The sequence below is a fragment of the Spiroplasma endosymbiont of Clivina fossor genome, assembly GCF_964031115.1.
Taxonomy (GTDB): Bacteria; Bacillota_I; Bacilli_A; order Mycoplasmatales; family Nriv7; genus Nriv7.
The window spans coordinates 144,832-168,727 of sequence record NZ_OZ035006.1; the positions used below are offsets into that span (position 1 = coordinate 144,832).

41 protein-coding genes and 1 pseudogene are annotated in these 23,896 nt (G+C 28.3%); 27 read left to right on the plus strand and 15 right to left on the minus strand.

Translation table 4 applies throughout. The features are described from left to right. Positions 1-277: 277 nt before the first annotated feature. From AAHM82_RS12565 to AAHM82_RS01005, 4 genes are all read right to left on the minus strand, one after another. Positions 278-670 carry a transposase family protein gene (locus AAHM82_RS12565; protein ID WP_342264845.1) on the minus strand — a complete coding sequence of 131 codons (393 nt, stop codon included), beginning with the start codon at positions 668-670 and terminating at the stop codon, positions 278-280. After that, positions 667-1,107, minus strand: a complete 441-nt coding sequence (locus tag AAHM82_RS12570) for a transposase family protein (RefSeq protein WP_342263396.1) — start codon at positions 1,105-1,107, stop codon at positions 667-669. Before AAHM82_RS12570 ends, AAHM82_RS12565 begins: the two co-directional genes overlap by 4 nt. 65 nt (positions 1,108-1,172) lie before the next feature. Further along, complete coding sequence (locus AAHM82_RS01000) at positions 1,173-1,508, minus strand: transposase family protein (protein WP_342264266.1); 336 nt, start codon at positions 1,506-1,508, stop codon at positions 1,173-1,175. A 65-nt stretch (positions 1,509-1,573) separates the two neighbouring features. Next, positions 1,574-1,909 carry a transposase family protein gene (locus tag AAHM82_RS01005; RefSeq protein WP_342264266.1) on the minus strand — a complete coding sequence of 112 codons (336 nt, stop codon included), beginning with the start codon at positions 1,907-1,909 and terminating at the stop codon, positions 1,574-1,576. Positions 1,910-2,065: 156 nt separating this feature from the next. Between AAHM82_RS01005 and AAHM82_RS01010 the strand changes: the two genes are divergently transcribed. Further along, the gene (locus tag AAHM82_RS01010) at positions 2,066-3,025 is read left to right on the plus strand and encodes an IS1/IS1595 family N-terminal zinc-binding domain-containing protein (RefSeq protein ID WP_342263352.1); all 960 of its coding nucleotides are present in this window, start codon (positions 2,066-2,068) and stop codon (positions 3,023-3,025) included. Between the two features lie 95 nt (positions 3,026-3,120). On the opposite strand, the gene AAHM82_RS01015 is transcribed toward AAHM82_RS01010, so the two are convergent. Continuing rightward, entirely contained in the window at positions 3,121-3,501 is a 381-nt protein-coding gene (locus AAHM82_RS01015) for a UPF0236 family transposase-like protein (RefSeq protein WP_342264267.1), read from the minus strand. Positions 3,502-3,655: 154 nt separating this feature from the next. On the opposite strand from AAHM82_RS01015, the gene AAHM82_RS01020 reads away from it, so the two are divergent. Beyond that, positions 3,656-3,979 (plus strand): hypothetical protein, encoded by a 324-nt coding sequence (locus AAHM82_RS01020; RefSeq protein ID WP_342264268.1) that lies wholly within the window; start codon positions 3,656-3,658, stop codon positions 3,977-3,979. 144 nt (positions 3,980-4,123) lie between these two features. On the opposite strand, the gene AAHM82_RS12575 is transcribed toward AAHM82_RS01020, so the two are convergent. The 8 genes from AAHM82_RS12575 to AAHM82_RS01055 form a co-directional block, all read right to left on the minus strand. Further along, positions 4,124-4,516 (minus strand): transposase family protein, encoded by a 393-nt coding sequence (locus AAHM82_RS12575; RefSeq protein ID WP_342264845.1) that lies wholly within the window; start codon positions 4,514-4,516, stop codon positions 4,124-4,126. Then, positions 4,513-4,953, minus strand: coding sequence for a transposase family protein (locus tag AAHM82_RS12580; protein ID WP_342263396.1), 441 nt, complete (start codon positions 4,951-4,953; stop codon positions 4,513-4,515). The genes AAHM82_RS12575 and AAHM82_RS12580 overlap by 4 nt, the downstream gene beginning before the upstream one ends. Before the next feature lie 43 nt (positions 4,954-4,996). Then, positions 4,997-5,335, minus strand: coding sequence for a hypothetical protein (locus AAHM82_RS01030; RefSeq protein WP_342264269.1), 339 nt, complete (start codon positions 5,333-5,335; stop codon positions 4,997-4,999). Between the two features lie 83 nt (positions 5,336-5,418). Then, positions 5,419-5,784 (minus strand): hypothetical protein, encoded by a 366-nt coding sequence (locus AAHM82_RS01035; RefSeq protein ID WP_342264270.1) that lies wholly within the window; start codon positions 5,782-5,784, stop codon positions 5,419-5,421. Then, complete coding sequence (locus tag AAHM82_RS01040; protein WP_342262357.1) at positions 5,762-6,205, minus strand: hypothetical protein; 444 nt, start codon at positions 6,203-6,205, stop codon at positions 5,762-5,764. The genes AAHM82_RS01035 and AAHM82_RS01040 overlap by 23 nt, the downstream gene beginning before the upstream one ends. Before the next feature lie 87 nt (positions 6,206-6,292). Further along, positions 6,293-6,538, minus strand: coding sequence for a hypothetical protein (locus AAHM82_RS01045; protein WP_342264271.1), 246 nt, complete (start codon positions 6,536-6,538; stop codon positions 6,293-6,295). A 3-nt stretch (positions 6,539-6,541) separates the two neighbouring features. Further along, positions 6,542-6,766 (minus strand): hypothetical protein, encoded by a 225-nt coding sequence (locus AAHM82_RS01050; protein ID WP_342223644.1) that lies wholly within the window; start codon positions 6,764-6,766, stop codon positions 6,542-6,544. A gap of 25 nt (positions 6,767-6,791) precedes the next feature. Beyond that, positions 6,792-7,169 (minus strand): hypothetical protein, encoded by a 378-nt coding sequence (locus tag AAHM82_RS01055; protein ID WP_342262356.1) that lies wholly within the window; start codon positions 7,167-7,169, stop codon positions 6,792-6,794. 648 nt (positions 7,170-7,817) lie between these two features. Here AAHM82_RS01055 and AAHM82_RS01060 point away from each other — a divergent pair. The 3 genes from AAHM82_RS01060 to AAHM82_RS01070 all read left to right on the plus strand — a co-directional run bounded on the left by AAHM82_RS01060 (position 7,818) and on the right by AAHM82_RS01070 (position 10,385). Further along, the gene (locus tag AAHM82_RS01060) at positions 7,818-7,955 is read left to right on the plus strand and encodes a hypothetical protein (RefSeq protein ID WP_342263395.1); all 138 of its coding nucleotides are present in this window, start codon (positions 7,818-7,820) and stop codon (positions 7,953-7,955) included. Between the two features lie 413 nt (positions 7,956-8,368). Next, positions 8,369-8,614, plus strand: coding sequence for a hypothetical protein (locus AAHM82_RS01065; RefSeq protein WP_342263394.1), 246 nt, complete (start codon positions 8,369-8,371; stop codon positions 8,612-8,614). A 28-nt stretch (positions 8,615-8,642) separates the two neighbouring features. Next, positions 8,643-10,385: a PTS transporter subunit EIIC gene (locus AAHM82_RS01070; RefSeq protein ID WP_342263393.1), complete on the plus strand. Its 1,743-nt coding sequence runs from the start codon at positions 8,643-8,645 to the stop codon at positions 10,383-10,385. Positions 10,386-10,497: 112 nt separating this feature from the next. Here the strand turns inward: AAHM82_RS01070 and AAHM82_RS01075 are convergent. Together AAHM82_RS01075 and AAHM82_RS12585 are read right to left on the minus strand one after the other, a co-directional pair. Continuing rightward, a pseudogene (locus AAHM82_RS01075) lies at positions 10,498-11,359 on the minus strand (DegV family protein). Between the two features lie 11 nt (positions 11,360-11,370). Next, positions 11,371-11,736 (minus strand): DegV family protein, encoded by a 366-nt coding sequence (locus AAHM82_RS12585; protein WP_425289042.1) that lies wholly within the window; start codon positions 11,734-11,736, stop codon positions 11,371-11,373. On the opposite strand from AAHM82_RS12585, the gene AAHM82_RS01080 reads away from it, so the two are divergent. The 22 genes from AAHM82_RS01080 to secY all read left to right on the plus strand — a co-directional run bounded on the left by AAHM82_RS01080 (position 11,723) and on the right by secY (position 23,880). Further along, entirely contained in the window at positions 11,723-12,682 is a 960-nt protein-coding gene (locus tag AAHM82_RS01080) for an IS1/IS1595 family N-terminal zinc-binding domain-containing protein (RefSeq protein ID WP_342263980.1), read from the plus strand. The genes AAHM82_RS12585 and AAHM82_RS01080 overlap by 14 nt on opposite strands. Before the next feature lie 353 nt (positions 12,683-13,035). Continuing rightward, the gene (gene rpsJ / locus AAHM82_RS01085; RefSeq protein WP_342264272.1) at positions 13,036-13,353 is read left to right on the plus strand and encodes a 30S ribosomal protein S10; all 318 of its coding nucleotides are present in this window, start codon (positions 13,036-13,038) and stop codon (positions 13,351-13,353) included. A 77-nt stretch (positions 13,354-13,430) separates the two neighbouring features. Next, positions 13,431-14,144, plus strand: a complete 714-nt coding sequence (rplC, locus tag AAHM82_RS01090) for a 50S ribosomal protein L3 (protein WP_342264273.1) — start codon at positions 13,431-13,433, stop codon at positions 14,142-14,144. Between the two features lie 12 nt (positions 14,145-14,156). After that, complete coding sequence (gene rplD, locus AAHM82_RS01095) at positions 14,157-14,783, plus strand: 50S ribosomal protein L4 (protein ID WP_342264274.1); 627 nt, start codon at positions 14,157-14,159, stop codon at positions 14,781-14,783. Beyond that, positions 14,783-15,070, plus strand: coding sequence for a 50S ribosomal protein L23 (gene rplW, locus AAHM82_RS01100; RefSeq protein WP_342264275.1), 288 nt, complete (start codon positions 14,783-14,785; stop codon positions 15,068-15,070). Before rplD ends, rplW begins: the two co-directional genes overlap by 1 nt. 18 nt (positions 15,071-15,088) lie before the next feature. Beyond that, positions 15,089-15,925 carry a 50S ribosomal protein L2 gene (rplB, locus tag AAHM82_RS01105; RefSeq protein WP_342264276.1) on the plus strand — a complete coding sequence of 279 codons (837 nt, stop codon included), beginning with the start codon at positions 15,089-15,091 and terminating at the stop codon, positions 15,923-15,925. 30 nt (positions 15,926-15,955) lie between these two features. Further along, positions 15,956-16,231 carry a 30S ribosomal protein S19 gene (gene rpsS / locus AAHM82_RS01110; protein ID WP_342264277.1) on the plus strand — a complete coding sequence of 92 codons (276 nt, stop codon included), beginning with the start codon at positions 15,956-15,958 and terminating at the stop codon, positions 16,229-16,231. 15 nt (positions 16,232-16,246) lie between these two features. After that, positions 16,247-16,594 (plus strand): 50S ribosomal protein L22, encoded by a 348-nt coding sequence (gene rplV / locus AAHM82_RS01115; protein ID WP_342264278.1) that lies wholly within the window; start codon positions 16,247-16,249, stop codon positions 16,592-16,594. Beyond that, positions 16,594-17,280, plus strand: a complete 687-nt coding sequence (rpsC, locus tag AAHM82_RS01120; protein ID WP_342264279.1) for a 30S ribosomal protein S3 — start codon at positions 16,594-16,596, stop codon at positions 17,278-17,280. Before rplV ends, rpsC begins: the two co-directional genes overlap by 1 nt. Beyond that, on the plus strand, positions 17,274-17,756 hold the full coding sequence (gene rplP, locus AAHM82_RS01125) for a 50S ribosomal protein L16 (protein ID WP_342264280.1): 483 nt from the start codon (positions 17,274-17,276) through the stop codon (positions 17,754-17,756). The genes rpsC and rplP overlap by 7 nt, the downstream gene beginning before the upstream one ends. Continuing rightward, a complete protein-coding gene (gene rpmC, locus AAHM82_RS01130; protein ID WP_342264281.1) occupies positions 17,756-18,328 on the plus strand; it encodes a 50S ribosomal protein L29 in 573 nt (190 codons plus the stop codon). The genes rplP and rpmC overlap by 1 nt, the downstream gene beginning before the upstream one ends. After that, positions 18,312-18,575 carry a 30S ribosomal protein S17 gene (gene rpsQ, locus AAHM82_RS01135; protein ID WP_338968268.1) on the plus strand — a complete coding sequence of 88 codons (264 nt, stop codon included), beginning with the start codon at positions 18,312-18,314 and terminating at the stop codon, positions 18,573-18,575. The genes rpmC and rpsQ overlap by 17 nt, the downstream gene beginning before the upstream one ends. 17 nt (positions 18,576-18,592) lie before the next feature. Then, positions 18,593-18,961, plus strand: a complete 369-nt coding sequence (gene rplN, locus AAHM82_RS01140) for a 50S ribosomal protein L14 (protein ID WP_342264282.1) — start codon at positions 18,593-18,595, stop codon at positions 18,959-18,961. A 1-nt stretch (position 18,962) separates the two neighbouring features. Beyond that, entirely contained in the window at positions 18,963-19,274 is a 312-nt protein-coding gene (gene rplX / locus AAHM82_RS01145; protein ID WP_342264283.1) for a 50S ribosomal protein L24, read from the plus strand. A 19-nt stretch (positions 19,275-19,293) separates the two neighbouring features. Continuing rightward, on the plus strand, positions 19,294-19,833 hold the full coding sequence (gene rplE / locus AAHM82_RS01150) for a 50S ribosomal protein L5 (protein ID WP_425288990.1): 540 nt from the start codon (positions 19,294-19,296) through the stop codon (positions 19,831-19,833). A 16-nt stretch (positions 19,834-19,849) separates the two neighbouring features. After that, positions 19,850-20,035, plus strand: a complete 186-nt coding sequence (locus AAHM82_RS01155) for a type Z 30S ribosomal protein S14 (RefSeq protein ID WP_342264285.1) — start codon at positions 19,850-19,852, stop codon at positions 20,033-20,035. A gap of 17 nt (positions 20,036-20,052) precedes the next feature. Next, the gene (rpsH, locus tag AAHM82_RS01160; RefSeq protein WP_342262868.1) at positions 20,053-20,454 is read left to right on the plus strand and encodes a 30S ribosomal protein S8; all 402 of its coding nucleotides are present in this window, start codon (positions 20,053-20,055) and stop codon (positions 20,452-20,454) included. A gap of 11 nt (positions 20,455-20,465) precedes the next feature. Further along, complete coding sequence (gene rplF, locus AAHM82_RS01165) at positions 20,466-21,008, plus strand: 50S ribosomal protein L6 (RefSeq protein ID WP_342264286.1); 543 nt, start codon at positions 20,466-20,468, stop codon at positions 21,006-21,008. 39 nt (positions 21,009-21,047) lie between these two features. After that, positions 21,048-21,416, plus strand: a complete 369-nt coding sequence (rplR, locus tag AAHM82_RS01170; protein ID WP_342264287.1) for a 50S ribosomal protein L18 — start codon at positions 21,048-21,050, stop codon at positions 21,414-21,416. Between the two features lie 18 nt (positions 21,417-21,434). Beyond that, positions 21,435-22,064, plus strand: coding sequence for a 30S ribosomal protein S5 (gene rpsE, locus AAHM82_RS01175; protein WP_342264288.1), 630 nt, complete (start codon positions 21,435-21,437; stop codon positions 22,062-22,064). A 2-nt stretch (positions 22,065-22,066) separates the two neighbouring features. After that, positions 22,067-22,504 carry a 50S ribosomal protein L15 gene (gene rplO, locus AAHM82_RS01180; protein WP_342264289.1) on the plus strand — a complete coding sequence of 146 codons (438 nt, stop codon included), beginning with the start codon at positions 22,067-22,069 and terminating at the stop codon, positions 22,502-22,504. Next, positions 22,501-23,880 carry a preprotein translocase subunit SecY gene (gene secY / locus AAHM82_RS01185; protein ID WP_425289043.1) on the plus strand — a complete coding sequence of 460 codons (1,380 nt, stop codon included), beginning with the start codon at positions 22,501-22,503 and terminating at the stop codon, positions 23,878-23,880. The genes rplO and secY overlap by 4 nt, the downstream gene beginning before the upstream one ends. Positions 23,881-23,896 lie beyond the last annotated feature (16 nt).

Genomic DNA, 23,896 nt, shown 5'->3' on the forward strand with positions numbered 1-23,896 from the left:
GGCGAAAGAATCATCAGTATAAATATAAACAATTTGTTTATCTTCTAATAATATTTTTTTATTTACTTGATTTCTTTTATCATCATTTTTAACTGATTTAAATATTAGACTTCTTGCAAAATTAATATGATAATTATAATTTTTAAATTTAAAATAAATATAAAAGTGTTATTAAAATAATTTTTAGATTATTTTTACAAATATTTTGTCATTAAAACATAATAAAAATTATTATTTACAATAAAAAAAGACTGAAATTTTAAATTATCAAATATATTTAAACTAATAGTTGTAAATTATAAATTGAAGCTATTAAATTAAATCTTAAAGCAAATCTTTTTCTACGATTTCGATATTTTTCACTAATAATTTTAAATTTTTTAAGTATAGCAAAAACATTTTCAATAACAATTCTCATTTTTGAAATTCGCTCATTATTTTGCTTTTCTTCTTTATTTAAAGGGTTTTTCTTTGATTTTCTTTTAGGAATTAAAACATTATGATTAATTTTTTGTATGCCTTGATAACCTAAATCCACTAAAACAGTTGTTTCTGGTAAAAATTTAATTTTTGAATCTTTTAAAATTTTAAAGTCATGGTTTTTACCATAAGAAAAATCAGAACTAATAATTTTTTTACTATCTTTTTCAATTATAACTTGTGTTTTTATTGTGTGTTTTTTCTTTTTTCCTGAGTAGTGCTGTTTTTGTCTTTTTTTGGGCGTTGGATTTGGCTTTCAGTTACATCAATTATAACAGTCTTATCTTTGAAATAATCTTTTAATAGTGATTTTTGACCAGTAAGTTGTTGAAAATTAGGGTGTTTTATTAAAGTGTCTTCAATTCATTTGATATTTCTATAACAACTACTTTCACTAATATCATAACTTTTTGCAATATGAAAATAAGTTCTATATTCTCTTCAATATTCTAAAGTCATTAAAATACGATTTTCTAATGATAATTTATTGGTTCTTCCGCGACGAAATCTCTTTTTTAATTCTTCTATTTTTAAAATTTCTAGCATTTTATTAAAAGTAGTATGTTTAATACCAGTTAATCTTAAAAAATTTTTATCACTTATTTGATTATTTTTTTTAAATTTCATTTAAATTCCACCTTTTTATTAAAAACAACAATTCAATTATATTTTAAATTAATTTTGCAAGAAGTCTAATCTTTTAATAGTGATTTTTGACCAGTAAGTTGTTGAAAATTAGGGTGTTTTATTAAAGTGTCTTCAATTCATTTGATATTTCTATAACAACTACTTTCACTAATATCATAACTTTTTGCAATATGAAAATAAGTTCTATATTCTCTTCAATATTCTAAAGTCATTAAAATACGATTTTCTAATGATAATTTATTGGTTCTTCCGCGACGAAATCTCTTTTTTAATTCTTCTATTTTTAAAATTTCTAGCATTTTATTAAAAGTAGTATGTTTAATACCAGTTAATCTTAAAAAATTTTTATCACTTATTTGATTATTTTTTTTAAATTTCATTTAAATTCCACCTTTTTATTAAAAACAACAATTCAATTATATTTTAAATTAATTTTGCAAGAAGTCTAATCTTTTAATAGTGATTTTTGACCAGTAAGTTGTTGAAAATTAGGGTGTTTTATTAAAGTGTCTTCAATTCATTTGATATTTCTATAACAACTACTTTCACTAATATCATAACTTTTTGCAATATGAAAATAAGTTCTATATTCTCTTCAATATTCTAAAGTCATTAAAATACGATTTTCTAATGATAATTTATTGGTTCTTCCGCGACGAAATCTCTTTTTTAATTCTTCTATTTTTAAAATTTCTAGCATTTTATTAAAAGTAGTATGTTTAATACCAGTTAATCTTAAAAAATTTTTATCACTTATTTGATTATTTTTTTTAAATTTCATTTAAATTCCACCTTTTTATTAAAAACAACAATTCAATTATATTTTAAATTAATTTTGCAAGAAGTCTATTCTTTTAATTTTGTCGAAAACTCTTGATATTTATTGAATATACTTAATTTTAGGTATATTTTAATATGATAGAGGTGGATAATAATTATGGAAAAAATAATTCAAGAACTAGTAAATACTTTAACAGATGATCAATTTTTAGAATTTTATGAAAAAGTCAAACAACAAGCAGAATTAATAAAAAAACAAAAACGTTTAAATGAAATTGATCAAAAATTTAGAGCGCAAGGTATTAAATGCCCTAAATGTGAATCTTACCATTGCGTTAAAAATGGACATAATTCAGAAGGAAAACAAAAATATTTATGTAAAAATTGCCGTGCAAGTTTTGACGCTTTTCGTAATCATTTTATTTATTGAAGTCATTTAAATTATGAACAATGAAATTTATTGATTCAAATTTCATTGCTGGGGCAATCTAGTAAAACAATTTCTCGTTTTATTAAAACTACATTAAAAACTGCTTGATATAATCGTCAAAAATTAATGAAATCAAAACAATTAGAAAATACCCAATTAAAATTTAAAAAATTATCTGGTAAAATCCAAATCGATGAAACATTTATTAAAGAAATCCATAAAGGAAATTTCAAATATAAAACTGATCCACGAAGAATTCACCTTGACCCATTCGCAACTAATACTAAATGCTGTATTCAAATGGCAATTGATAATAATAACAATATTTATGTTAAATCCACAAACACCAAACGTTTACAAAAACAATGAGTTATTGAAAATATGAACAAAGAATTAATTAACGAAAATTCAATTATTACTTCCGATATGCAAAAATTATATTTTTTAGTAGCAAAACAAACAAATTCTACTTTATGTGTAACTAAAACAACAATTAATCCTGAAGCTAGTTATCGTAACTTAAATAAAATCAGTAAATTACAATCTAGTCTTAAAGAAGCCTTAATTCATTATCATGGTTTAGGTTTTACTAATATTCAAAATTATTTAAATCTCTGAAAATGAAAATACCAACATAAGGGTTTAACTCCAAATCAACAAACAGCGGTATTATATTTTAATGTATAAAAAAAGTTAAAGTAAAAATAGTAATTTTACATAAAAGCCTTTTAAAATTATCAAGTTGATGATTTTTTTTATTTTATCAAGAGTTTTCGACAAAATTAAAAAAATATTCTAGAAATTGTCATGGGTGATAATTTTGTTTCAGGATACATGTCAATAATATCTTGATATCTTTTGCCTGATCCTAATTCATTTTTTATTAATTCTATTAATTGAGTATCTAATTTAGAATATTTTTTTAAATTGAGTTCCTCGTCAATTAGTGCAACATATTTTCACTTTTTATTTGTATAATATTTATAGATATGTCTTTTAAAAGTTAGCTTTCCAAACTCGGTAGTAATTGTTCGAGGTTTGATTTTTACAGCGATATATATTTTTTTATTTCTACTTTTAAAAATTTGGATATCCCGTATTTCAATTTCTTCTTTTCTTTTATTTAATAAATTTTTATATTCTTTTTCTCTATCAAATAACATTTTTTGCCTCCATATATAACTTTAATTATATTTATGTAAAAACAAAAAACTAAATCATTTTTAGGCACAATATACTTCATTTTCTATTTCCTTTTTTATTTTTTTCTATATCAAACACATAAAACAGTTAATATCCATAGATAATATTAATATAATGAAAAAAATAACTAATTACTCACAATTAAATAAAAAATATGACTTAAATTTTAGTGACAATAACTTTGGTTTTACTTGAGAAATTTTTAAGGAACTAGTTGGCGATGATTGGGCAGAATATTTTACAACGAGGTGTTTTTATAGATTTGTGCCTACTGCTAGAATGACCTTTAAAACTTGAAACTGTTTAGCTTGAGATTTATGAATTTGTTGTAACTTTACAGATACATTCGCTCAAGAAGTACGACGCTATGAAAATACACACCCTGAAACAACAATTGCTGATTTACATAATAGACTTCTTGCAAAATTAATATGATAATTATAATTTTTAAATTTAAAATAAATATAAAAGTGTTATTAAAATAATTTTTAGATTATTTTTACAAATATTTTGTCATTAAAACATAATAAAAATTATTATTTACAATAAAAAAAGACTGAAATTTTAAATTATCAAATATATTTAAACTAATAGTTGTAAATTATAAATTGAAGCTATTAAATTAAATCTTAAAGCAAATCTTTTTCTACGATTTCGATATTTTTCACTAATAATTTTAAATTTTTTAAGTATAGCAAAAACATTTTCAATAACAATTCTCATTTTTGAAATTCGCTCATTATTTTGCTTTTCTTCTTTATTTAAAGGGTTTTTCTTTGATTTTCTTTTAGGAATTAAAACATTATGATTAATTTTTTGTATGCCTTGATAACCTAAATCCACTAAAACAGTTGTTTCTGGTAAAAATTTAATTTTTGAATCTTTTAAAATTTTAAAGTCATGGTTTTTACCATAAGAAAAATCAGAACTAATAATTTTTTTACTATCTTTTTCAATTATAACTTGTGTTTTTATTGTGTGTTTTTTCTTTTTTCCTGAGTAGTGCTGTTTTTGTCTTTTTTTGGGCGTTGGATTTGGCTTTCAGTTACATCAATTATAACAGTCTTATCTTTGAAATAATCTTTTAATAGTGATTTTTGACCAGTAAGTTGTTGAAAATTAGGGTGTTTTATTAAAGTGTCTTCAATTCATTTGATATTTCTATAACAACTACTTTCACTAATATCATAACTTTTTGCAATATGAAAATAAGTTCTATATTCTCTTCAATATTCTAAAGTCATTAAAATACGATTTTCTAATGATAATTTATTGGTTCTTCCGCGACGAAATCTCTTTTTTAATTCTTCTATTTTTAAAATTTCTAGCATTTTATTAAAAGTAGTATGTTTAATACCAGTTAATCTTAAAAAATTTTTATCACTTATTTGATTATTTTTTTTAAATTTCATTTAAATTCCACCTTTTTATTAAAAACAACAATTCAATTATATTTTAAATTAATTTTGCAAGAAGTCTAATATCATTTTCAAAATTAATTGAGTTTTTCACAAAATTAATAAATTGATTATCAATATTAGCATCTTGAATTAATTTATTAATTTCTTGTTCTTTTTTAAAAGTTAAATATTCTTTTTCTTTGTCGGCAAGTTTTTTTAGTGCATCCGTTTCTCTTTGTAACAGATTTTTTGCTTTTTCCTGAAAATTAGCAGTATAGTCATTTTGCTCAGTGAAGCCACGATATAAATTTTTCACCTTAAAAGTTCCATCAGCATTTTTTTCGGGTTGTCCGTCTTCGCCAATAAAGACGATTTTTTTATCTCTAATTTTCATTTGGTGTGTACTCCTTTTTCAAATAAAAAACTCATTTGATATTCTAATTATCTAATGAGTTTTTCTAATTATTGAGTTTTTAGCTATTTATTTTTTCTTTTTTTTCCAATTTTTTTAAATTTTTTAACCTCAATGCTAAAAAATGTTTTGTGGGTGGTCTTATTTGGATAATAACGATTGTGTAATTTTCCCTCAATTAAAATAATATCGTGTTCTTTTAATTTTAAGAATTCTTTTTGCAACTTTTCTTCATAAATAGAGAGCGTTGTGTAGTTAAGACCCGCTCAACTAACTTGAACATTAACAACTTTAACAACAACACTACTAATAACTATTTTTTGCTTAAATTCTGTGATTTTGGGAATATCTTTTAAAATAACTGTCAAATTTACAAAATTAACATAGTCAATTACTTCATTTTCTTTTTTAGTTTTTAGTGCTTTTAACATTTTGTTTTACCTCATTACCCAAAAAGTATTGAATATGCTTTCACGCATCGTGCTCGTGTTTGGTAAGTTTTAAGTTTCCTTTGTAAAAAAATCCTTTCTTTTTAGAAGGCTCTTGTCTAAGAAAGTGCCAATGATATTTAAACCTTAAAAGACTGCTTATTGCTCCAATAAGTTCTGAGGTTGCTAAAGGATTGGTAATCGTTCTACCTTTAGTTAAGAAAAAATTTTCAATAATAAACAATGGCTTAAAATTTTCTATTCTTTTAAAATTATCAAATAATTTTTTAATTTTAAAAATTGCTTGTTCAACGCTTTCAGAAATTATTGTTTCGTTAAATTCAATGCATGAATTTTCAAAATTTCAAAGAATAATACCAGTAGAACCGATGCCTGCGGGGTCAATACCAATTATATAATTCATAAACTAAATACTTACCTTATGACAACTACATTTTTTCGTTGAGTAATCGGAAGCGGTGAATCACGCCTCAATAAAGATTTAGACATATTATATTTTTCTCCTTATGTGTTGTCAGCAAAGAAAATGAGTACATTTTTCTTGGGACACACAGCAATTTTGATAATCATAAGTTTTTTTAGTTTTTCGCTTACAATAATTTTCCATTCTTTTAAACTCACATTGCAATGATTTTTCTTTTAATTGACAATTAATTGCTTTTAACGCTGTAATTAATTCTTTATAAGAATATTTTTGGCGTAACGATTTAAGTCAATAAAAATGTTTGTTTTCCATTAATTAATCTTCCTCAATTATTTCTTTATAAATAATTCATTTCCGCGGACGAATGGCTTTTTTCTTGTAATAAATTACAGTTTCTAATGAGTGTACTTTTCTTTTAAAATTAGGATTATTACGCGAAAGTCCATAATAGCGTTCTACAATTTCAGCAACACTATCATAAACACCGACTAACTCATTGGTTTCGCAAGAATATATAACATAACAATATTTTTTAGCCATTTCGTACTTGTTCAAGATTTAATAACTAATTTAAATCAGTTTCTTTTAGTCATTCGGGAATAATATAATTAAAATTAATATCTTTATCAGCTTCAGATTTTTTAATATTTTCTAAAAATTTTTGTCGATTTTTAATTTTAACTTCTTCATACAAATTAATAATTTCTTGCCCCTTAATGGTTGCAATTTTCTGTGCACCGTTGGCATCATACTTAATAACTTCATAATCATTTTCTGTAAAAATACCGACCACCATCTGATTTGCATATTTAATTGATGGGTATACTAGTTTGCGAGGAACTCAAGAACTACCACCACTATTGGGAATTGATAGTAAAATCGCATTTGTTGTTTCAGCAACAATATATTTTTTATTCAAAAATAAATTTTTTAAGTTAGTCATTATTTATTAACTCCTCATATCAATAATTTTTTGGTTTTTGTAAAAAAATAATATATATCCTTCCTATATGCAATTTCCTAGTTAGCTAACATAGTTAACTATCTAAGAAATCTATGTTATCTCTCTTATGTTAACTAAGTTATGTTAGCTAACTAGGTGCGAGAAATGCTCGAAATTACCAAAAAGCATTATTTTGGCACACCTAAAAAGTGTTCTCATATTTACAACACAATTTTTAGATAGAATTTAGTTTTTTGTTCGAACAAGTTAATAAAGTTAGTTTAATTTTATTAATTAAAATACCTACCTCCTTTAAAAAATTATTGTTAAGAGGAGTATTCTTACTGGTCTAAAATGGTTACCTTGCACACATAATATAAACCAATCTCCAATATTTATACGAAGTGCATATTTTGTTTTACAAAAGAACAAAAAAGACGATAATTATCGTCTTTTCCTATTTTTCTACCTCTTTGTTATATGCCCAATAACATTTATTGGTATCATCCTACAAATGGTTATTTTTATATTTTTAATGAAGAATATTGCATTTTTTGGAAATTTTACCAAAATTTACCTGATGAAATGTTTTTGCGATATAATTCAAAATTATCAGGAAGATAATATAAATGAAATAAGGAGGCCATTTTGGAAGATTTTGATTTTATTAAGAAATTAAATCATATAAAATTTAATGAAGACAATGTTATTAATGCCAGCATTGCCACATTTATTTTAAATAACTTAGAACAAATTGATGAATGAACATCAAACAAGTGTTGCTAATGCTTGTTTTACTTCTTCTAGTTCAATAATTCGCTTTTGTCAAAAATTAAATCTAAGTGGTTGAACTGAATTAAAGTATCAATTAAAAGTTGTTAATCAAAGAATTAAAAATTCAGAACGACAAGTTAATACTAATTTGCAATTGAAAAATAATATTACCTATTTTTTAATGAATATATGAAAGTAAGAGAGGAGGATAATAATCGATTATATTTAGATTTTATATAATAAAGATACTGATTTAATTGCTAAAAAAATTATTGATGTCAAAACAATCTTTATTTTTGGTTTTGGAATTTCATATTATTCTGCTATTTCTTTTACACAAAGATTAAGATGAGTAAATAAAAATGTTATTTGTGAGCATGATATTAATGTTATTTATTCATACTTGCCATTAGTTACTGATGATGATGTTATTTGCATATCATTATAGTGGTACAAATAGTTTAATTGGTGAAATAATTGAAGAAGTAAAAGATAAAGCTTATTCAATTGGTATTTTTGCTAAAGAAACAAAATTAGTTAAAAGTTTTAAATCCTATTTTTTAATTAAATCTGAAGAAGAACAATTATGCAGTGTTTTTTCAATTAGATTGCAATTATTAATGCAATTATTAGATTTCTTGTATGCAAAAATAATTAATTTTAAGTTATAAATTAAAATAAAGGTGGGGATGAATTTAAATGGAATTTAAACATATTTTTAGTAATTTTAAAAAACTTAAACTGATATCAAGTAATTTTCAACCAAAAAATACTTTAAAACATTTTCGTAATAAAACAAGTTCAGGATTACAAAAACTTGCTAAATCATTAATGTTTCCGATTGCTATTTTACCTATCGCAGCGATATTGAGTCGTGTGGGCGGATTAATGATGACTAAAGATTTTGGAATTACTGAGAATAGTGTTATTTGATATATTGGTTCAGTATTGCAGGTTATTGGTGGCAGTGCTTTTGATAATCTTTCTGTTCTTTTTGCTATTGGCGTGGCTTTTGGTTTTGCTAAAGATAATCGTGGTGAAGCAGCTCTTATTGGTTTTTTTGCTTATACAATATTAATTGGTCTAATGACCATATTACCAAAAATTGTTTATTCAACAATTTTATTAGATGTTAACTTAGAAAATAAATCAAAACTTTTATATCAACTTAAAGGAAATGAAGTTATTTATTCTATTGATATGGGGATTTTGAGTGGCATTATTGCTGGTATATTAGCAGCTACTTGTTATAATCGTTTTCAATCCATTAAGTTGCCAACTGCTTTGTCATTTTTTTCGGGAAGAAGATTTGTGCCATTAGTTGTTATTTTAGTTTCTTTACCAGTTGCTATTTTAGTGGCAATAATTTGACCTTGACTTCAGTTAGGACTTTTAAGTTTTGGACAAACTATTATTCCTGAAAAAGTTGACAATTCAACGCGTCATATTCAATGAGGGGTTGCTAGCGTTTATACAATGTTTAATAGAACATTAAATGCTAGTGGTTTAATGCGTGTTTTTAATATTTATTTTTTTTGACAACACCCTTTTGTTACTTCAGAGAATGGAACAGTTATTAATGGTGATATTCCTGCATTTCTTAGTAATGATTTAGTTGTTGGTGCCGGATTATTTCAAAGTGGGTTTTTCCCCATTATGATGTTTGGATTACCTGCCGCTGCCTTGGCGATCATTAAATGTGCTCATCCTGACCAAAGAAAAAAAGTTATGGCATTATTACTTGGAGCTGCGTCCGTTTCATTTTTAACTGGGGTTACTGAACCGTTAGAATTTAGTTTTATTTATGCAGCTCCAGTATTATTTTTTGTTCATATTGTCTTATCAGGGATTATTTCTGCAATTACTGTTGGTTTAGGAATTCGGATTGGCTTTGGGTTTTCTGCTGGTTTTATTGATTATGTTTTAAGTTTTTATCAATCAATGAAAATTGCTAAAATAACTTGGGAGTCAGGTTTTGCCCAAGTGCTGGCAAATCCGGCTTGAATATTACCAATTGGTATTCTAAGCGGGGGAGTTTATTACTTTTCTTTTAGTTATTTGATTAAGAAGTTTAATTATCAGACATTAGGTCGTGAGCAAACTGTTAGTGAAACAAATAATTTTGATAACAGTTTACCACTGGTTTCTTATCAACTATTAGCGACAAAAATTTTGGATATTTTAGGTAAAGATAATATTATTAGTGTTGGTAATTGTGTCACAAGGGTGAGAATTGTTGTTAAAAATGTTGATGATTGAAAGATTAAACAATTAGATAAAATCAAATTTAAAATAAGAGGGATTGCTAATAATAAACTTAATCCGAAAATGGTTTCAGACAAAGATTTGCAACTCATTGTTAGCAATGATGCCCAATTTATTGTTGATGAATTAGAAAAATTGCTTCAAGCATCAAAAGAGTTGTTGGCAACTAATTTTTAAAAATAGAAAATAGTTTTTATTTTAAAAGCATTAAAAGAAGGTAACTTGCGATTATTGTTAGTGCTGTAAATAAAAAAGGTAGCGTTGCTACCTTTTTCTTTGTTAATTTTATTTATTGTTTAACAACAATAATTCCTACGGAGTTAACACCAGCATGACTGACAAAACAGTTAGGGAGGAATGCTTTTTTGATTTTAAGTTTAGGGTGGGTGGTTATAATCTTGTTAATAATTGTGATGATTTTTTTATCACATTGTGATGTGAAAATTTCTAAGATATAATTTTCATTTTTAATAAATTCTTTAATTTTTGTGATTACGCTTTCAATAGCGTTGTTTAAGGTTCTAGCAATTCCACTTTTTTCTGATATTTCGCCAAATTTAATAATGACTTTAACGCGGATTAAACTTATTAGGGAAGCAACAACAGATTTGGCACGACCACCTCCTTTAGAAAGTCGCGAGATATCTTCAGGGATAATGTAAATTAAACTATTTTTTAACTTGGGTTACCATTTTATTAATATCATTAATGTTACCACCATTAGCTACAATTTCAGTAGCTTTAATTGCTAATGTATTATTAAATGTAGCAGCGCCGTTAGTATCAATAATATGAACGCGGTTTTTAAATTCATTTTCTTGTGATAGCATATAGGCATTTTGGTATTGACCAGATAATTCTTTAGCAATCGGAATAAAGATAATTTCATCATTTCCTTCAGCTAATAGTTTTCGCCATAAGCTCATTAGTTGTCCTGGTGATGATTGACTAGTTTTAGTATATTCACCATTTTTAACACGAGCATAAAAATTAGATTTTTTAATATCACTAGTGGTATCTTCAATTTCAGTTCCATCTTCAAAACTTATTAATAAAGGAATGATATTAATATTTTTTTCTTTTAGCGTTGTAAGGTCAAGGTTGCTAGATGAATCAACAATAATAGCAATTTTTTTATTTGTGTTGGACATTTTTTTCTCCTTTACTTTATTCAATATACAAGTACAAATGTATTATATCCGGTGTGAGCAGCAATAACATTAGATATTAAACTCATATGCTTAATTGTAAATTTTTCTTTAGTAATGATTTTAATTACTTCTTTTTTTAATTCCGTATCACATAATGAATGCATAATTGTTAATTCGCCAGCACTGTCATAGCGCTTTTTGATTTCTTTTAAAACTTCTTTAATTGCTTTTTTAAATGTTCTGGTTTTATCAAATTTATCAATAAAACCATTAAATTCTTTTAATTTTGTCGAAAACTCTTGATATTTATTGAATATACTTAATTTTAGGTATATTTTAATATGATAGAGGTGGATAATAATTATGGAAAAAATAATTCAAGAACTAGTAAATACTTTAACAGATGATCAATTTTTAGAATTTTATGAAAAAGTCAAACAACAAGCAGAATTAATAAAAAAACAAAAACGTTTAAATGAAATTGATCAAAAATTTAGAGCGCAAGGTATTAAATGCCCTAAATGTGAATCTTACCATTGCGTTAAAAATGGACATAATTCAGAAGGAAAACAAAAATGTTTATGTAAAAATTGCCGTGCAAGTTTTGACGCTTTTCGTAATCATTTTATTTATTGAAGTCATTTAAATTATGAACAATGAAATTTATTGATTCAAATTTCATTGCTGGGGCAATCTAGTAAAACAATTTCTCGTTTTATTAAAACTACATTAAAAACTGCTTGATATAATCGTCAAAAATTAATGAAATCAAAACAATTAGAAAATACCCAATTAAAATTTAAAAAATTATCTGGTAAAATCCAAATCGATGAAACATTTATTAAAGAAATCCATAAAGGAAATTTCAAATATAAAACTGATCCACGAAGAATTCACCTTGACCCATTCGCAACTAATACTAAATGCTGTATTCAAATGGCAATTGATAATAATAACAATATTTATGTTAAATCCACAAACACCAAACGTTTACAAAAACAATGAGTTATTGAAAATATGAACAAAGGATTAATTAACGAAAATTCAATTATTACTTCTGATATGCAAAAATTATATTTTTTAGTAGCAAAACAAACAAATTCTACTTTATGTGTAACTAAAACAACAATTAATCCTGAAGCTAGTTATCGTAACTTAAATAAAATCAGTAAATTACAATCTAGTCTTAAAGAAGCCTTAATTCATTATCATGGTTTAGGTTTTACTAATATTCAAAATTATTTAAATCTCTGAAAATGAAAATACCAACATAAGGGTTTAACTCCAAACCAACAAACAGCGGTATTATATTTTAATGTATAAAAAAGTTAAAATGAAAATAGTAATTTTACATAAAAGCCTTTTAAAATTATCAAGTTGATGATTTTTTTATTTTATCAAGAGTTTTCGACAAAATTAAAAATTTTTTACAACAAAAATCATACATAAGAAATATATACTTAATTTGCATATTGAAATAATTTATAGTAAATGATTATTTTTTCTTTTTTAAAAAATACCTAAGAAAACTAAACGCGACCCCCTCGCACTAATATATTTGTAATTGCTAAGGAATAGTGTATAATATTTAACTGTGTATATTATATGTACCATTATTGATACGCCAAGAAGCGTTGTAGCAAAAGTAATTTTTAATTCAGGAAGGAGACCGTGTTATGGCTCAAAAAATTAGAATTCGTTTATGTGGTTATGATAGCAAAACTGTTGATCAGTCAATTTTTAAAATTGTTCAAGCAGCGCAATTGACGGGAGCAAAAGTTAAGGGACCGATTCCTTTGCCAACCAAAAGAGAAATTTATACTGTTTTACGATCTGTTCATAAACATAAAGATGCTCGTGAACAGTTTGAAATTCGAACTCATAATAGAATAATTGATATTATTAATCCAACGCCAAAAACTGTAAATAGTTTATCAAGATTACAACTACCAAGTGGTGTGGATATTGAGATTAAATTAAATACAATTACCTAGTCAACCTTTTAGAAATATATTTTAAAAGGCAATGATATACACAATAATGATAAGTTGGAAAGGACGGTAAAATTCTTATGAAAGGAATTTTAGGCAGAAAAATTGCTATGAGTCAGGTCTTTACTGTTGAAGGAAAGATAATTCCTGTAACAGTTATTGAAGTGCAACCTAATGTTGTTACTGATGTTAAAACAGCAGAAAAAAATGGTTATACTTCGTTGCAATTAGCGGTAGAAGATAAAAGAGCTAATTTAGTTAATAAACCATTGACAGGACATTTTAAAAGAGCTAAGACGACTCCGAAAAGGTTTAGTAAAGAGATTCGTGAAATGTCAGGGTTTAATATGGGAGATATTATTAATTGTGACATTTTCACTCCGGGTGAATTAGTGGATGTGCGAGCCATTAGCAAGGGTAAAGGCTTTGCAGGAGTTATTAAACGCCATAATTATTCAAGAGGGCCGATGGCTCATGGTTCTGGATTTCATCGTGAAATTGGTTCAATGGGTGCGATTGCTCCGAACCGAATTTTTAAAGGGAAAAAGATGCCGGGAAGAATGGGACATCAACAAGTTACAATGCAAAATTTGCAAATAATTCATATTGATTTTGCTAAGAATGCGTTATTAGTTAAAGGTTCAATTCCGGGACCTAAAAAACAGTTCGTTGTTATTACTGAAGCGATTAAGGGCTTAAAAACAAAAACACCACCAAATTTAGTTAACAATCAACCACCTGTTGAAACTACTACAGTAGATTTAGTAGCAGTGCCCCAACAGCATAATTATTAAGGAGAACAAATGATGAAGTTACAAGTATTAGATATTAATGGTAATGTTGTTAAAGATGTTAGTTTAAATGAGAAAGTTTGAAATATTACGCCTCATCAACAAGCAATGTTTGATGCAACAATTGCTCAACAAGCGTCTTGAAGACAGGGAACACATCAAACTAAAACTCGTGGTGAAGTTAGTGGTGGTGGTAAAAAACCATGAAAGCAAAAGGGAACAGGTCGAGCCAGACAAGGTTCAATTCGTTCGCCACAATGAAAAGGTGGGGGAATTGTATTTGGTCCGACAGTTGAGAAAAATTATAAATTGCATGTTAATCGGAAAGTAAGAAAGTTAGCATTAAAATCGGCGTTATCTTTAAAAGCACAAAATAATGAACTTATTATTGTTGATACTATTAGTTTAGAAAAATATTCAACAAAGGCAGTTTTACAAATTTGTCAAAATTTAAAGTTAGTGGATAGTAAAACATTATTAATTACTAAAGTAGCTGATGAAATGATTGTTAAATCAGCAAGTAATATTGCAAAATTTAATGTCATTGCAGCTAATAGTTTAAATATTTATGATTTATTGCACGCTAATAAGTTATTAATAACTTTGGAGGCGTTAGTAAACATTGAGGGGGTATTGGCATAATGCATATTACCGAAGTGATTAAAAAGCCAATCTTAACAGAAAAGTCATATTTAAAAATTAATGTTGATGGTAAATATACTTTTGAAGTTAATTATAAGGCTAGTAAGACACAAATTAAAAAAGCATTTGAAACTATTTTTGAAGTAAAAGTTCTTAAAGTAAATATTATTAAAAAGAAGCCGAAAGCTAAAAAAATGGGACGGTTTGAAGGATTAACTAATGCTAGTAAAAGAGCGATGTTTACTTTAAAACCAGGTGAAAAATTAGAGTTATTTAATAACGAATAATATTAAGGAGTAAGAGTTATGGCAATAAAGAAATATAAACCAGTTACTAATGGTCGTCGTAATATGACAACTCTTGATTATTCAGTTTTAACAACTGATAAACCAGAGAAATCGTTATTAACTACATTAAATAGGAAATCTGGTCGGAATAATCGGGGAATTATTACTACGCGTCATAAAGGTGGCGGTCATAAAAGAAAATATCGTATTATTGACTTTAAACGTGATAAAGACAATATTATTGGTAAAGTAGCAACTATTGAGTATGATCCCAATCGTAATGCGTTTATTTCATTAATTAATTATCTTGATGGTGAAAAAAGATATATTTTAGCACCTAAAACTCTTGAAGTGGGAATGGAAATTGTTAGTGGTCCGCTGGTGGATATTAAAGTTGGTAATAGTATGCCAATGGGAAAAATGCCTGAGGGGACAGTAGTTCATAATATTGAATTGCGTCCTTTAAAAGGTGGTCAATTAGCTAGAAGTGCGGGAACTAGTGCTCAACTATTAGGAAAAGATGAAAGTGGTCGTTATGTTACGATTCGTTTGAATTCTGGTGAGGTTCGCAAGATATTAGCATCTTGTCGAGCAACAATTGGTGAAGTTGGTAATGAAGATCGGAACTTAGTTAATTGAGGAAAAGCAGGAAGAAATTGTTGGCGAGGAATTCGTCCGACGGTTAGAGGTTCAGTTATGAATCCTAATGATCATCCACATGGTGGTGGTGAAGGAAAAGCGCCGATTGGAAGAGTAGCTCCTGTAACACCTTGAGGTAAGAAAACATTGGGGATGAAAACTCGTAATCCTCGTAAGGCTTCAACAAAATTAATTATTAGAAGAAAGAAAAAATAGGGTAATGCTTATGAAAGGAAATCGTTAAGGATGGGAAGATCATTAAAAAAAGGACCATATATTGCGTCACATTTATTGAAAAAAGTTGAGTTGTTGAATAGTAATAATAAAAGAGAAGTAATGAAAACTTGATCGCGTCGCTCTACTATTTCTCCTGCCTTCATTAATCATACAGTTGCTGTTCATGATGGTAGAAAGCATGTTCCGGTTTTTGTAACTGAAGATATGGTTGGTCATAAATTTGGTGAATTTGCACCAACAAGATCGTTTGGTGGGCACGGAAATGATAAGAAGAAGAAGAAATAGTAAGGAGTTTAAAATATGGAAGCAAAAGCTATTTTAAGAACAATTAGAATTGCCCCCAGAAAGGTGCAATTAATTGCTGAATTAATAAGAAGAAAACCAGTTACTGATGCTTTAGCGATTTTAATGAATACTAATAAAAAAGCTAGTGAGCCAGTACTTAAACTTCTAAAATCAGCTATTGCTAACGCGGTAAATAATTATGCGATGGATGGGGATGCGTTATTAATTAAAGAGGTTTTAGTGAATGAGGGTGCAACTTTAAAACGGTTTCGACCATCAGATCATGGACAAACTTATAAAATATTAAAAAGAACTAGTCACATTACAATTGTCGTAACAGACGAAAAGGGAGGTAATCAATAATGGGGCAAAAGGCAAGTCCACATGGATTACGACTTGGTATTAATAAAGACTGAGACTCAAGATGATATGCTGAAGATAAAAATTTTGCTAAGTGATTACATTCTGATATTAAAATTCGTAAAGTAATTTTGAAAAAGTGGAAAAATGCAGCAATTGCTAAAATTGAAATTGAGCGCACGAAAGAAAATATTACGCTGTTTATTCATTCTTCGCGTCCGGGTGTTGTCTTAGGGCAAGAAGGTTCAAATATTGAAAATATTATTAAAGCTATTCGACAAGCGATTGGTTTGACAACTAAAAGTAAATTAGATATTAAGATTAATGTTGTTGATATTAAAGTTCCTGATTTGAATGCCCAACTTGTTGCTGAAAATATGGCGCAACAAATTGTTAATCGGGCATCGTTTAGAACGATACAAAAATTAGCAATCCGTAAAGCAATGAAAGCTGGAGCGAAGGGAATTAAAACTTTAGTTTCGGGAAGACTTGGCGGTGTTGATATGGCTCGTAGTGAGGGCTATGCTGAAGGAAGTGTTCCCTTGGCAACTTTGCGAAGTGATATTGATTATGCTAAAGTATCAGCGTTAACAACTTATGGTTTGATTGGAATTAAGGTTTGAATTTATAAGGGTGAAATTTTACCAGAAAAGAAAAATTCTGTTAAGGAGGCGAAGCAATTATGTTAATGCCAAAACGCACTAAATATCGCCGTCCGCATCGTGTTTCTTATGAAGGTAAAGCAACAAGAGGAACTAAGGTTTCGTTTGGTGAATATGGATTACAAGCAGTTGGTAAATTGGTTATGCCTAAAAGAAGTATTGTTGTCAATACTGAGCAAGTCCAAAAAAAACCTGAATTACAAGGTCTTTGAATTACTTCAAAACAAATTGAAGCAGCAAGAATTGCAGCGACAAGATATATGAAACGAGGGGGAAAAGTTTGAATTAACATTTTTCCTCAGATGGCGAAAACTAAAAAGCCACTTGAAGTCCGAATGGGTTCTGGAAAAGGGTCTCCTGAAGAGTTTGTTGCTGTTGTTAAAAAAGGACGAATTATGTTTGAAGTTGCTGGTGTTACTGAAGAAGTAGCAAGAGAAGCATTAAGACTGGCAATGCATAAATTGCCAATCAAATGTAAAATCGTTAAACGAGGTGAAGAATAATGGCAAAGAAGATATTTAAAGATAAAAGCATTAATGATTTACAACATCGTGCTGAAGAATTAAAAGCAGAATTGTTTGCCTTAAGATTTCAATCGGCAACTGGACAATTAGAAAAGCCTCATCGGATTAAAGAATTACGAAGAGAAGTTGCTAGAATATTAACGCATTTACAAATGAGAAAAGATGCTGGAGAAGTTGTTAAACCATTGAATCAACAAAAAGTTGTTATTTCTGAAACATTACAAAAGGAAATTGATCAAAAAACTAAAGTTGTTGAGGAAAAAGCAAAACCTAAACTTAAAGAAAAGAAATTAGTTGTTGAAAAGCAAGATAATGTTGTTACTGAACAAATTGAACTGAAAAATCAAAAATTAGTGGCAAAAGAAATTAAAAAAGTTAAAGATGGTGTAGCACCAGTTATGAAAGAAAAAAAAGCTTCTAAGCCAATAACAAGTAAAGATAGTAAAGAAGCTAGTGTTAAAACAGCAAAAGTTACTAAATCTAAATCAGCAACAATAATCCCTAAAGCAAAAACTGATGAAAAGCGAGGCGATAATGATGGAAAGAAATAACCGTAAGGTTTATACGGGTATTGTTGTTTCTAGTAAAATGGAGAAGACAATTACTGTTTTAGTAGAAACATATAAAAATGATCCGATATATAAAAAACGCGTTAAATATTCAAAAAAGTTTAAAGCTCATGACCAAGACAATTCTTCCCAAGAGGGTGATCGTGTTTTAATTATGGAAACAAGACCATTATCAGCAACTAAACGCTTTCGTTTAGTAAAAATTGTTGAAAAAGCAATTATTTTATAGAAAAGGAAGTATAGATCATGATTCAAACTGAGTCTCAATTAAGGGTCGCTGATAATACAGGAGCAAAAGTAATTTTAGTAATTCGGAACTTAGGTGGTTCGGTTCGTAAATTTACAAGTGTTGGTGATGTTATTGTTTGTTCAGTTAAACAAGCAACACCGGGAGGAACTGTTAAAAAGGGACAAATTGTTAAAGCTGTTATTGTTCGTACTAAAAAAGCTGTTCGCAGAAGTGATGGTACATATATTAAGTTTTCGGAAAATGCAGCTGTTCTTATTAGAGATGATAAAATGCCAAGAGGAACAAGAATTTTTGGTCCGATTGCTAGAGAAGTAAAAGAAGCAGGATTTAATAAAATTGCTTCTTTAGCAACTGAGGTGATATAAGATGATAAAAATAAAAATTAAAAAAGGTGACCAAGTAGTAGTTATTGCTGGTAAACATCGTGGTTTTAAAGGACCAGTTACTAATATTTTAAAGAAAAAACTTCGTGTGGAAATTGAAGGCATTACAATTAAAAAGAACCAAAAACCAACCCAGAATGATGAAGGGGGAATTAAAGAAATTCCTGCAAGCATTCACCTTTCCAATGTTGCTTTACTAGATAGTAAAGATAAAACTAAAACAACTAAAATTGGTTATGAGATTAAAGATGGTAAAAAATATCGGATTGCTCGTAAAACCAAGACAAGAATTTAATTTAAGGAGTTAAAATTTGATGAATTATTTACAAAAACAATATCAAGATGAAATCATTCAGGCAATGATGCAAGAATATAATTTTACTTCTACAATGCAAGTTTCTAAAATTATCAAAGTAGTTGTTAATGTTGGTGCTGGTGATGCTGTTAGTAACAGTAAAAATATTGAAATAGTAATGCGAGAATTATACTTAATTACGGGACAAAAACCAGTAATAACTAGAGCAAAAAAATCAATTGCTGGTTTTAAGTTACGAGAAGGAATGCCAATTGGGTGTAAAGTAACTTTACGGGGTACTAAAATGTATGACTTTCTTTATAAATTATTTAATATTAATTTACCTCGGGTTCGTGATTTTCGTGGTTTAAATAAAGCTGGTTTTGATAAACACGGTAACTACACATTAGGAATTAAAGAACAATTGATTTTTCCTGAAATTGATTACGACAAAGTTGTAAAAACAAGGGGAACGAGTATTACTATTGTAATGTCTAGTAATAATCAAAATGAATCATTTTCTTTACTAAAAAAAATGGGTGCACCATTTAAGAAATAGGAGAGGAAAGAAACTGATGGCAAAAAAATCATTAAAAGTAAAACAATTAAAAACTCCTAAGTTTGCAGTTCGCGCATACACTCGTTGTCAAAATTGTGGCCGACCAAAGTCAGTATTAAAAAAGTTTCAATTATGTCGTATATGTATTCGTGAATTTGGCAATAAAGGGCAAATCCCTGGGTTTAAGAAAGCTTCATGATAGGAGGTAGTTAGTAAAATATGATGACAGATCCAATTAGCGATATGCTAACAAGAATTCGCAATGCTAACCAGCGACAATTTAAAAAGGTAAGCATTCCGACTTCTAATATAAAATTGCAAATTGCCCAAATTCTGAAAGAAGAAGGGTATATTACCGATTTTAAAATTAATGAGAAACCCAAAGATGGAACTCATAGTAAAATTGATATTTTATTAAAATATAAAGCAAGCCAAAGGGTAATTTGAGGTTTAAAGAGAATATCTAAGCCAGGTCTTAGAGTATATGTTAAAAATAGTGAGATTCCAAAGGTTTTAAATGGTTTAGGAATTGCAATTATTTCGACATCACTTGGAGTTATGACTGATGCAAAAGCAAGAGAAAATCGTTTAGGTGGCGAAGTTCTTGCCTTTGTTTGATAGGGTGATAAATTATGTCAAGAATTGGTAATCGCATTCTATCTGTACAAGATGGCGTTGAAATAAATGTTGCAAAAAATAATATCATAACTATTAAAGGACCTAAAGGAACACTCAATAAACAATTACCACAAAAAATTACTATTATCGTTGAAAACCAAACGATTAAAACTATCAGACCGAATGAACAAAAACATACTAAGCAATTACATGGAACTACTAATTCATTGTTAGAAGGAATGTTAACAGGTGTTACTACTGGTTTTAGTAAAAGATTATTAATTAATGGAGTGGGATATCGTGCTAATATGCAGGGTGATAAACTAAATTTAAGTTTAGGGTTCTCACATCCGATTCAATATACTATCCCTGAAGGAATAACAGTTGTTTGTCCTAAACCAACAGAACTTATTATTTCAGGAATTAGTAAAGAATTAGTTGGACAAGTAGCAGCCGATATTCGTGCTTTTCGACGAATAGAGCCGTACAAAGCTAAAGGAATTCAATATGATAATGAATACATTATTCGTAAGGAAGGGAAATCAGCAGGTAAATAGACAATAGTCTAAAAGAGATTACTTTCAAAGGAGTTAAAAATGAAATCAAATCGCTATGAAGCAAGAAAAATTAGACATTTTCGCATTCGTAAAAAAATAACTGGTTCTGAATTAAGACCCCGACTTAATGTATTTCGTTCTAATAGGAATCTTTATGCACAAATTATTGATGATAGTCAGCACCGGACACTAGTTTCTTACTCAACTTTGCAAATGGCAGGTGCTGCAGGTGCTGCAGGTAAGGGTAATTTAAATAAAGCTAGTGCTACCCTTCTGGGAGAAAAGTTAGCAAAGAAAGCTTTAGAAAACAATATTACCACTGTGGTCTTTGATCGTGGGGGGTACTTGTATCACGGGAAAATTGCTGCGTTTGCGGAGGCTGCAAGAGAACATGGATTGAAATTTTAGTAGAGGAGAAGTATGTTAATGCAAGAAAAAAAAGATCAACAAAATTTAACGACATCACCAACTAAGCCTAATTTTGCTAATCGAGGTAGTGATGGTGAACGAAATAAAAAACGATGAACTAAAAAATCAATTGCTAATTTTCAAAAACCAATTGAAGAGTTTGAAGAAAAGGTCGTTAAAGTAAGAAGGGTAACTAAAGTAACTAAAGGGGGGCGACATTTTCGTTTCTCAGTAGTAGTTATTGTTGGTAACCATAAGGGAAAAGTTGGTTTTGCTACTGGTAAAGCTAATGAAGTACTCGATGCTATTAAAAAAGCAGCAAAAGCTGCTAAGAAAAATACTTTTATGATTCCAATGGTGGGGGCTACTGTTCCTCATGATGTTATTGGTCATTATGGTGGGGGCCGAGTATTAATTAAACCTGCTAGAAAAGGTACAGGAATTATTGCTGGTGGCCCAGTTCGGACTTTAATTGAAGTATCTGGGGTGCAAGATATTTATGTTAAGTCATTAGGTTCTAATACCTCACTTATTATGATTAGAGCAGCAATGGATGGTTTAAAACAAATGCGAACTAAAGAACAAGTTTATAGTTTACGAGAAATTAAAGAAAAAGTTAATGAAAAATCACTAGCAAGGGAACAATAATTATGAAATTACATGAACTTAAATATACTGAAAAATCTCGTAAAGATAAAAAACGCCTTGGAAGAGGAACATCTTCAGGGCATGGAAAAACTTCTGGTAAAGGACATAAAGGTCAAAATGCTAGAAGTGGTGGTGGCGTTCGCCCTGGATTTGAAGGTGGACAAACCCCTTTATTTCGGAGAATTCCTAAAATCGGTTTTACCAATTTTACAAAGAAACGATATGAAATTGTTAACTTAAGTGCTTTAGAACAATTAGATATAACTGAAATTACTCCCCAAGTTTTAAAAAGCAAAAAATTAATTAATAGTGAAAAATCATTAGTAAAAATTCTTGCTAATGGTAAAATTAGTAAAGCATTAGTTATTAAAGCTCATAAGTTTTCAAAAGTCGCTAAAGATGCTATTGAGAAGGCTAATGGTAAAACCGAGGTGATTTAATAGTGATAACAACCATTAAAAGATTTTATCGTAATAATAAAGATATTTTATTAAAATTAGCTTTTACATTATTGGTTTTATTTATTATTCGTTTGGGAGCATTAATTACTGTTCCAGGGGTTAATATAAATAAAAATCTTAATGAATCTAATAAGGATTCAAGAGAATTTTTTAATTTGATTGCAATGTTAGGTGGAGGCTCTATTGATCGATTTTCACTTTTCGCTTTAGGGTTATCGCCATACATTACTGCTTCTATTATTGTCCAATTATTATCTACTGATTTAGTTCCAGGATTATCTCGTTGAGCTAAATCAGGAGAAAAAGGGAAACGAAAATTAGATTCATTAACTAAATGATTAACATTGCCATTTGGTATTATGCAAGGTTTTGCGACAATTATGACCTTGGCACAACAAAAAATTATTAGTCTTAAATGGCAAGAAGCAGATGCTGGAAATATTGCTACATCAGCAGTGTTTTATTATATTTTGGTACCAACACTGCTTTTGGGAGGAACATTCTTAATTCTTTGACTAGCTGATCAAATTACAATTCGTGGAATTGGTAATGGTGTTTCTTTAGTTATTTTTGCTGGAATTGCTTCTAGTTTACCATTTAATATTGCTAAAACTTTTCAATTTTGAGTTGGTGGTCAAAGTGAAGCAATAGTTGTTTTTAGTGGGTTTTTAAAGTTTTTACTTTATATGGTTGGATTTCTTTTAGTAATTTTAATGGTTGTATTCTTTGCTGAATCAGAAAGAAGAATTCCGATTCAACAGACGGGAAGTGGGTTAGCGTTAAAAAGTGAAAAAGCACCGTATTTGCCGTTAAAAATTAATTCGGCTGGTGTCATTCCCGTGATTTTTGCTTCAGCAATTATAACAGCACCTTTAACAATTGCCCAAATTGTTAAAGCTAATAATCCCGAAGGGACAGGGTTTACTAATTTTACTGAGACTTATTTGGCATTAGATTCATGGTCAGGAATGAGCATTTTTGCGATTTTAATTATTCTCTTTACTTTCTTATATTCTCAAATACAAATTAATCCTGAACAAATGGCAGAGAATTTTCAAAAGAATGGCACATTTATTCCTGGAATTCAACCAGGAAAAGAAACTGAGAAATATATTAAATCAACTTTAAATCGTTTAAGTGTTGTTGGTAGTATCTTTTTAGCTTTTGTTGCCATATTGCCAACATTAATTTCTAAATTAACAAATTTACCGCCAATGTTAGCGATTGGTGGAACAGGAGTTATTATTATGGTTGGTGTTGCAATTGAAGTTATTCGTCAAGTTCAAGGACATCTGACGCAACAATCTTATATTCAATTTAAAAGGGATGAAAATCAAAGTAAAAATATATGATAAAAGAGAGTGGTATTTA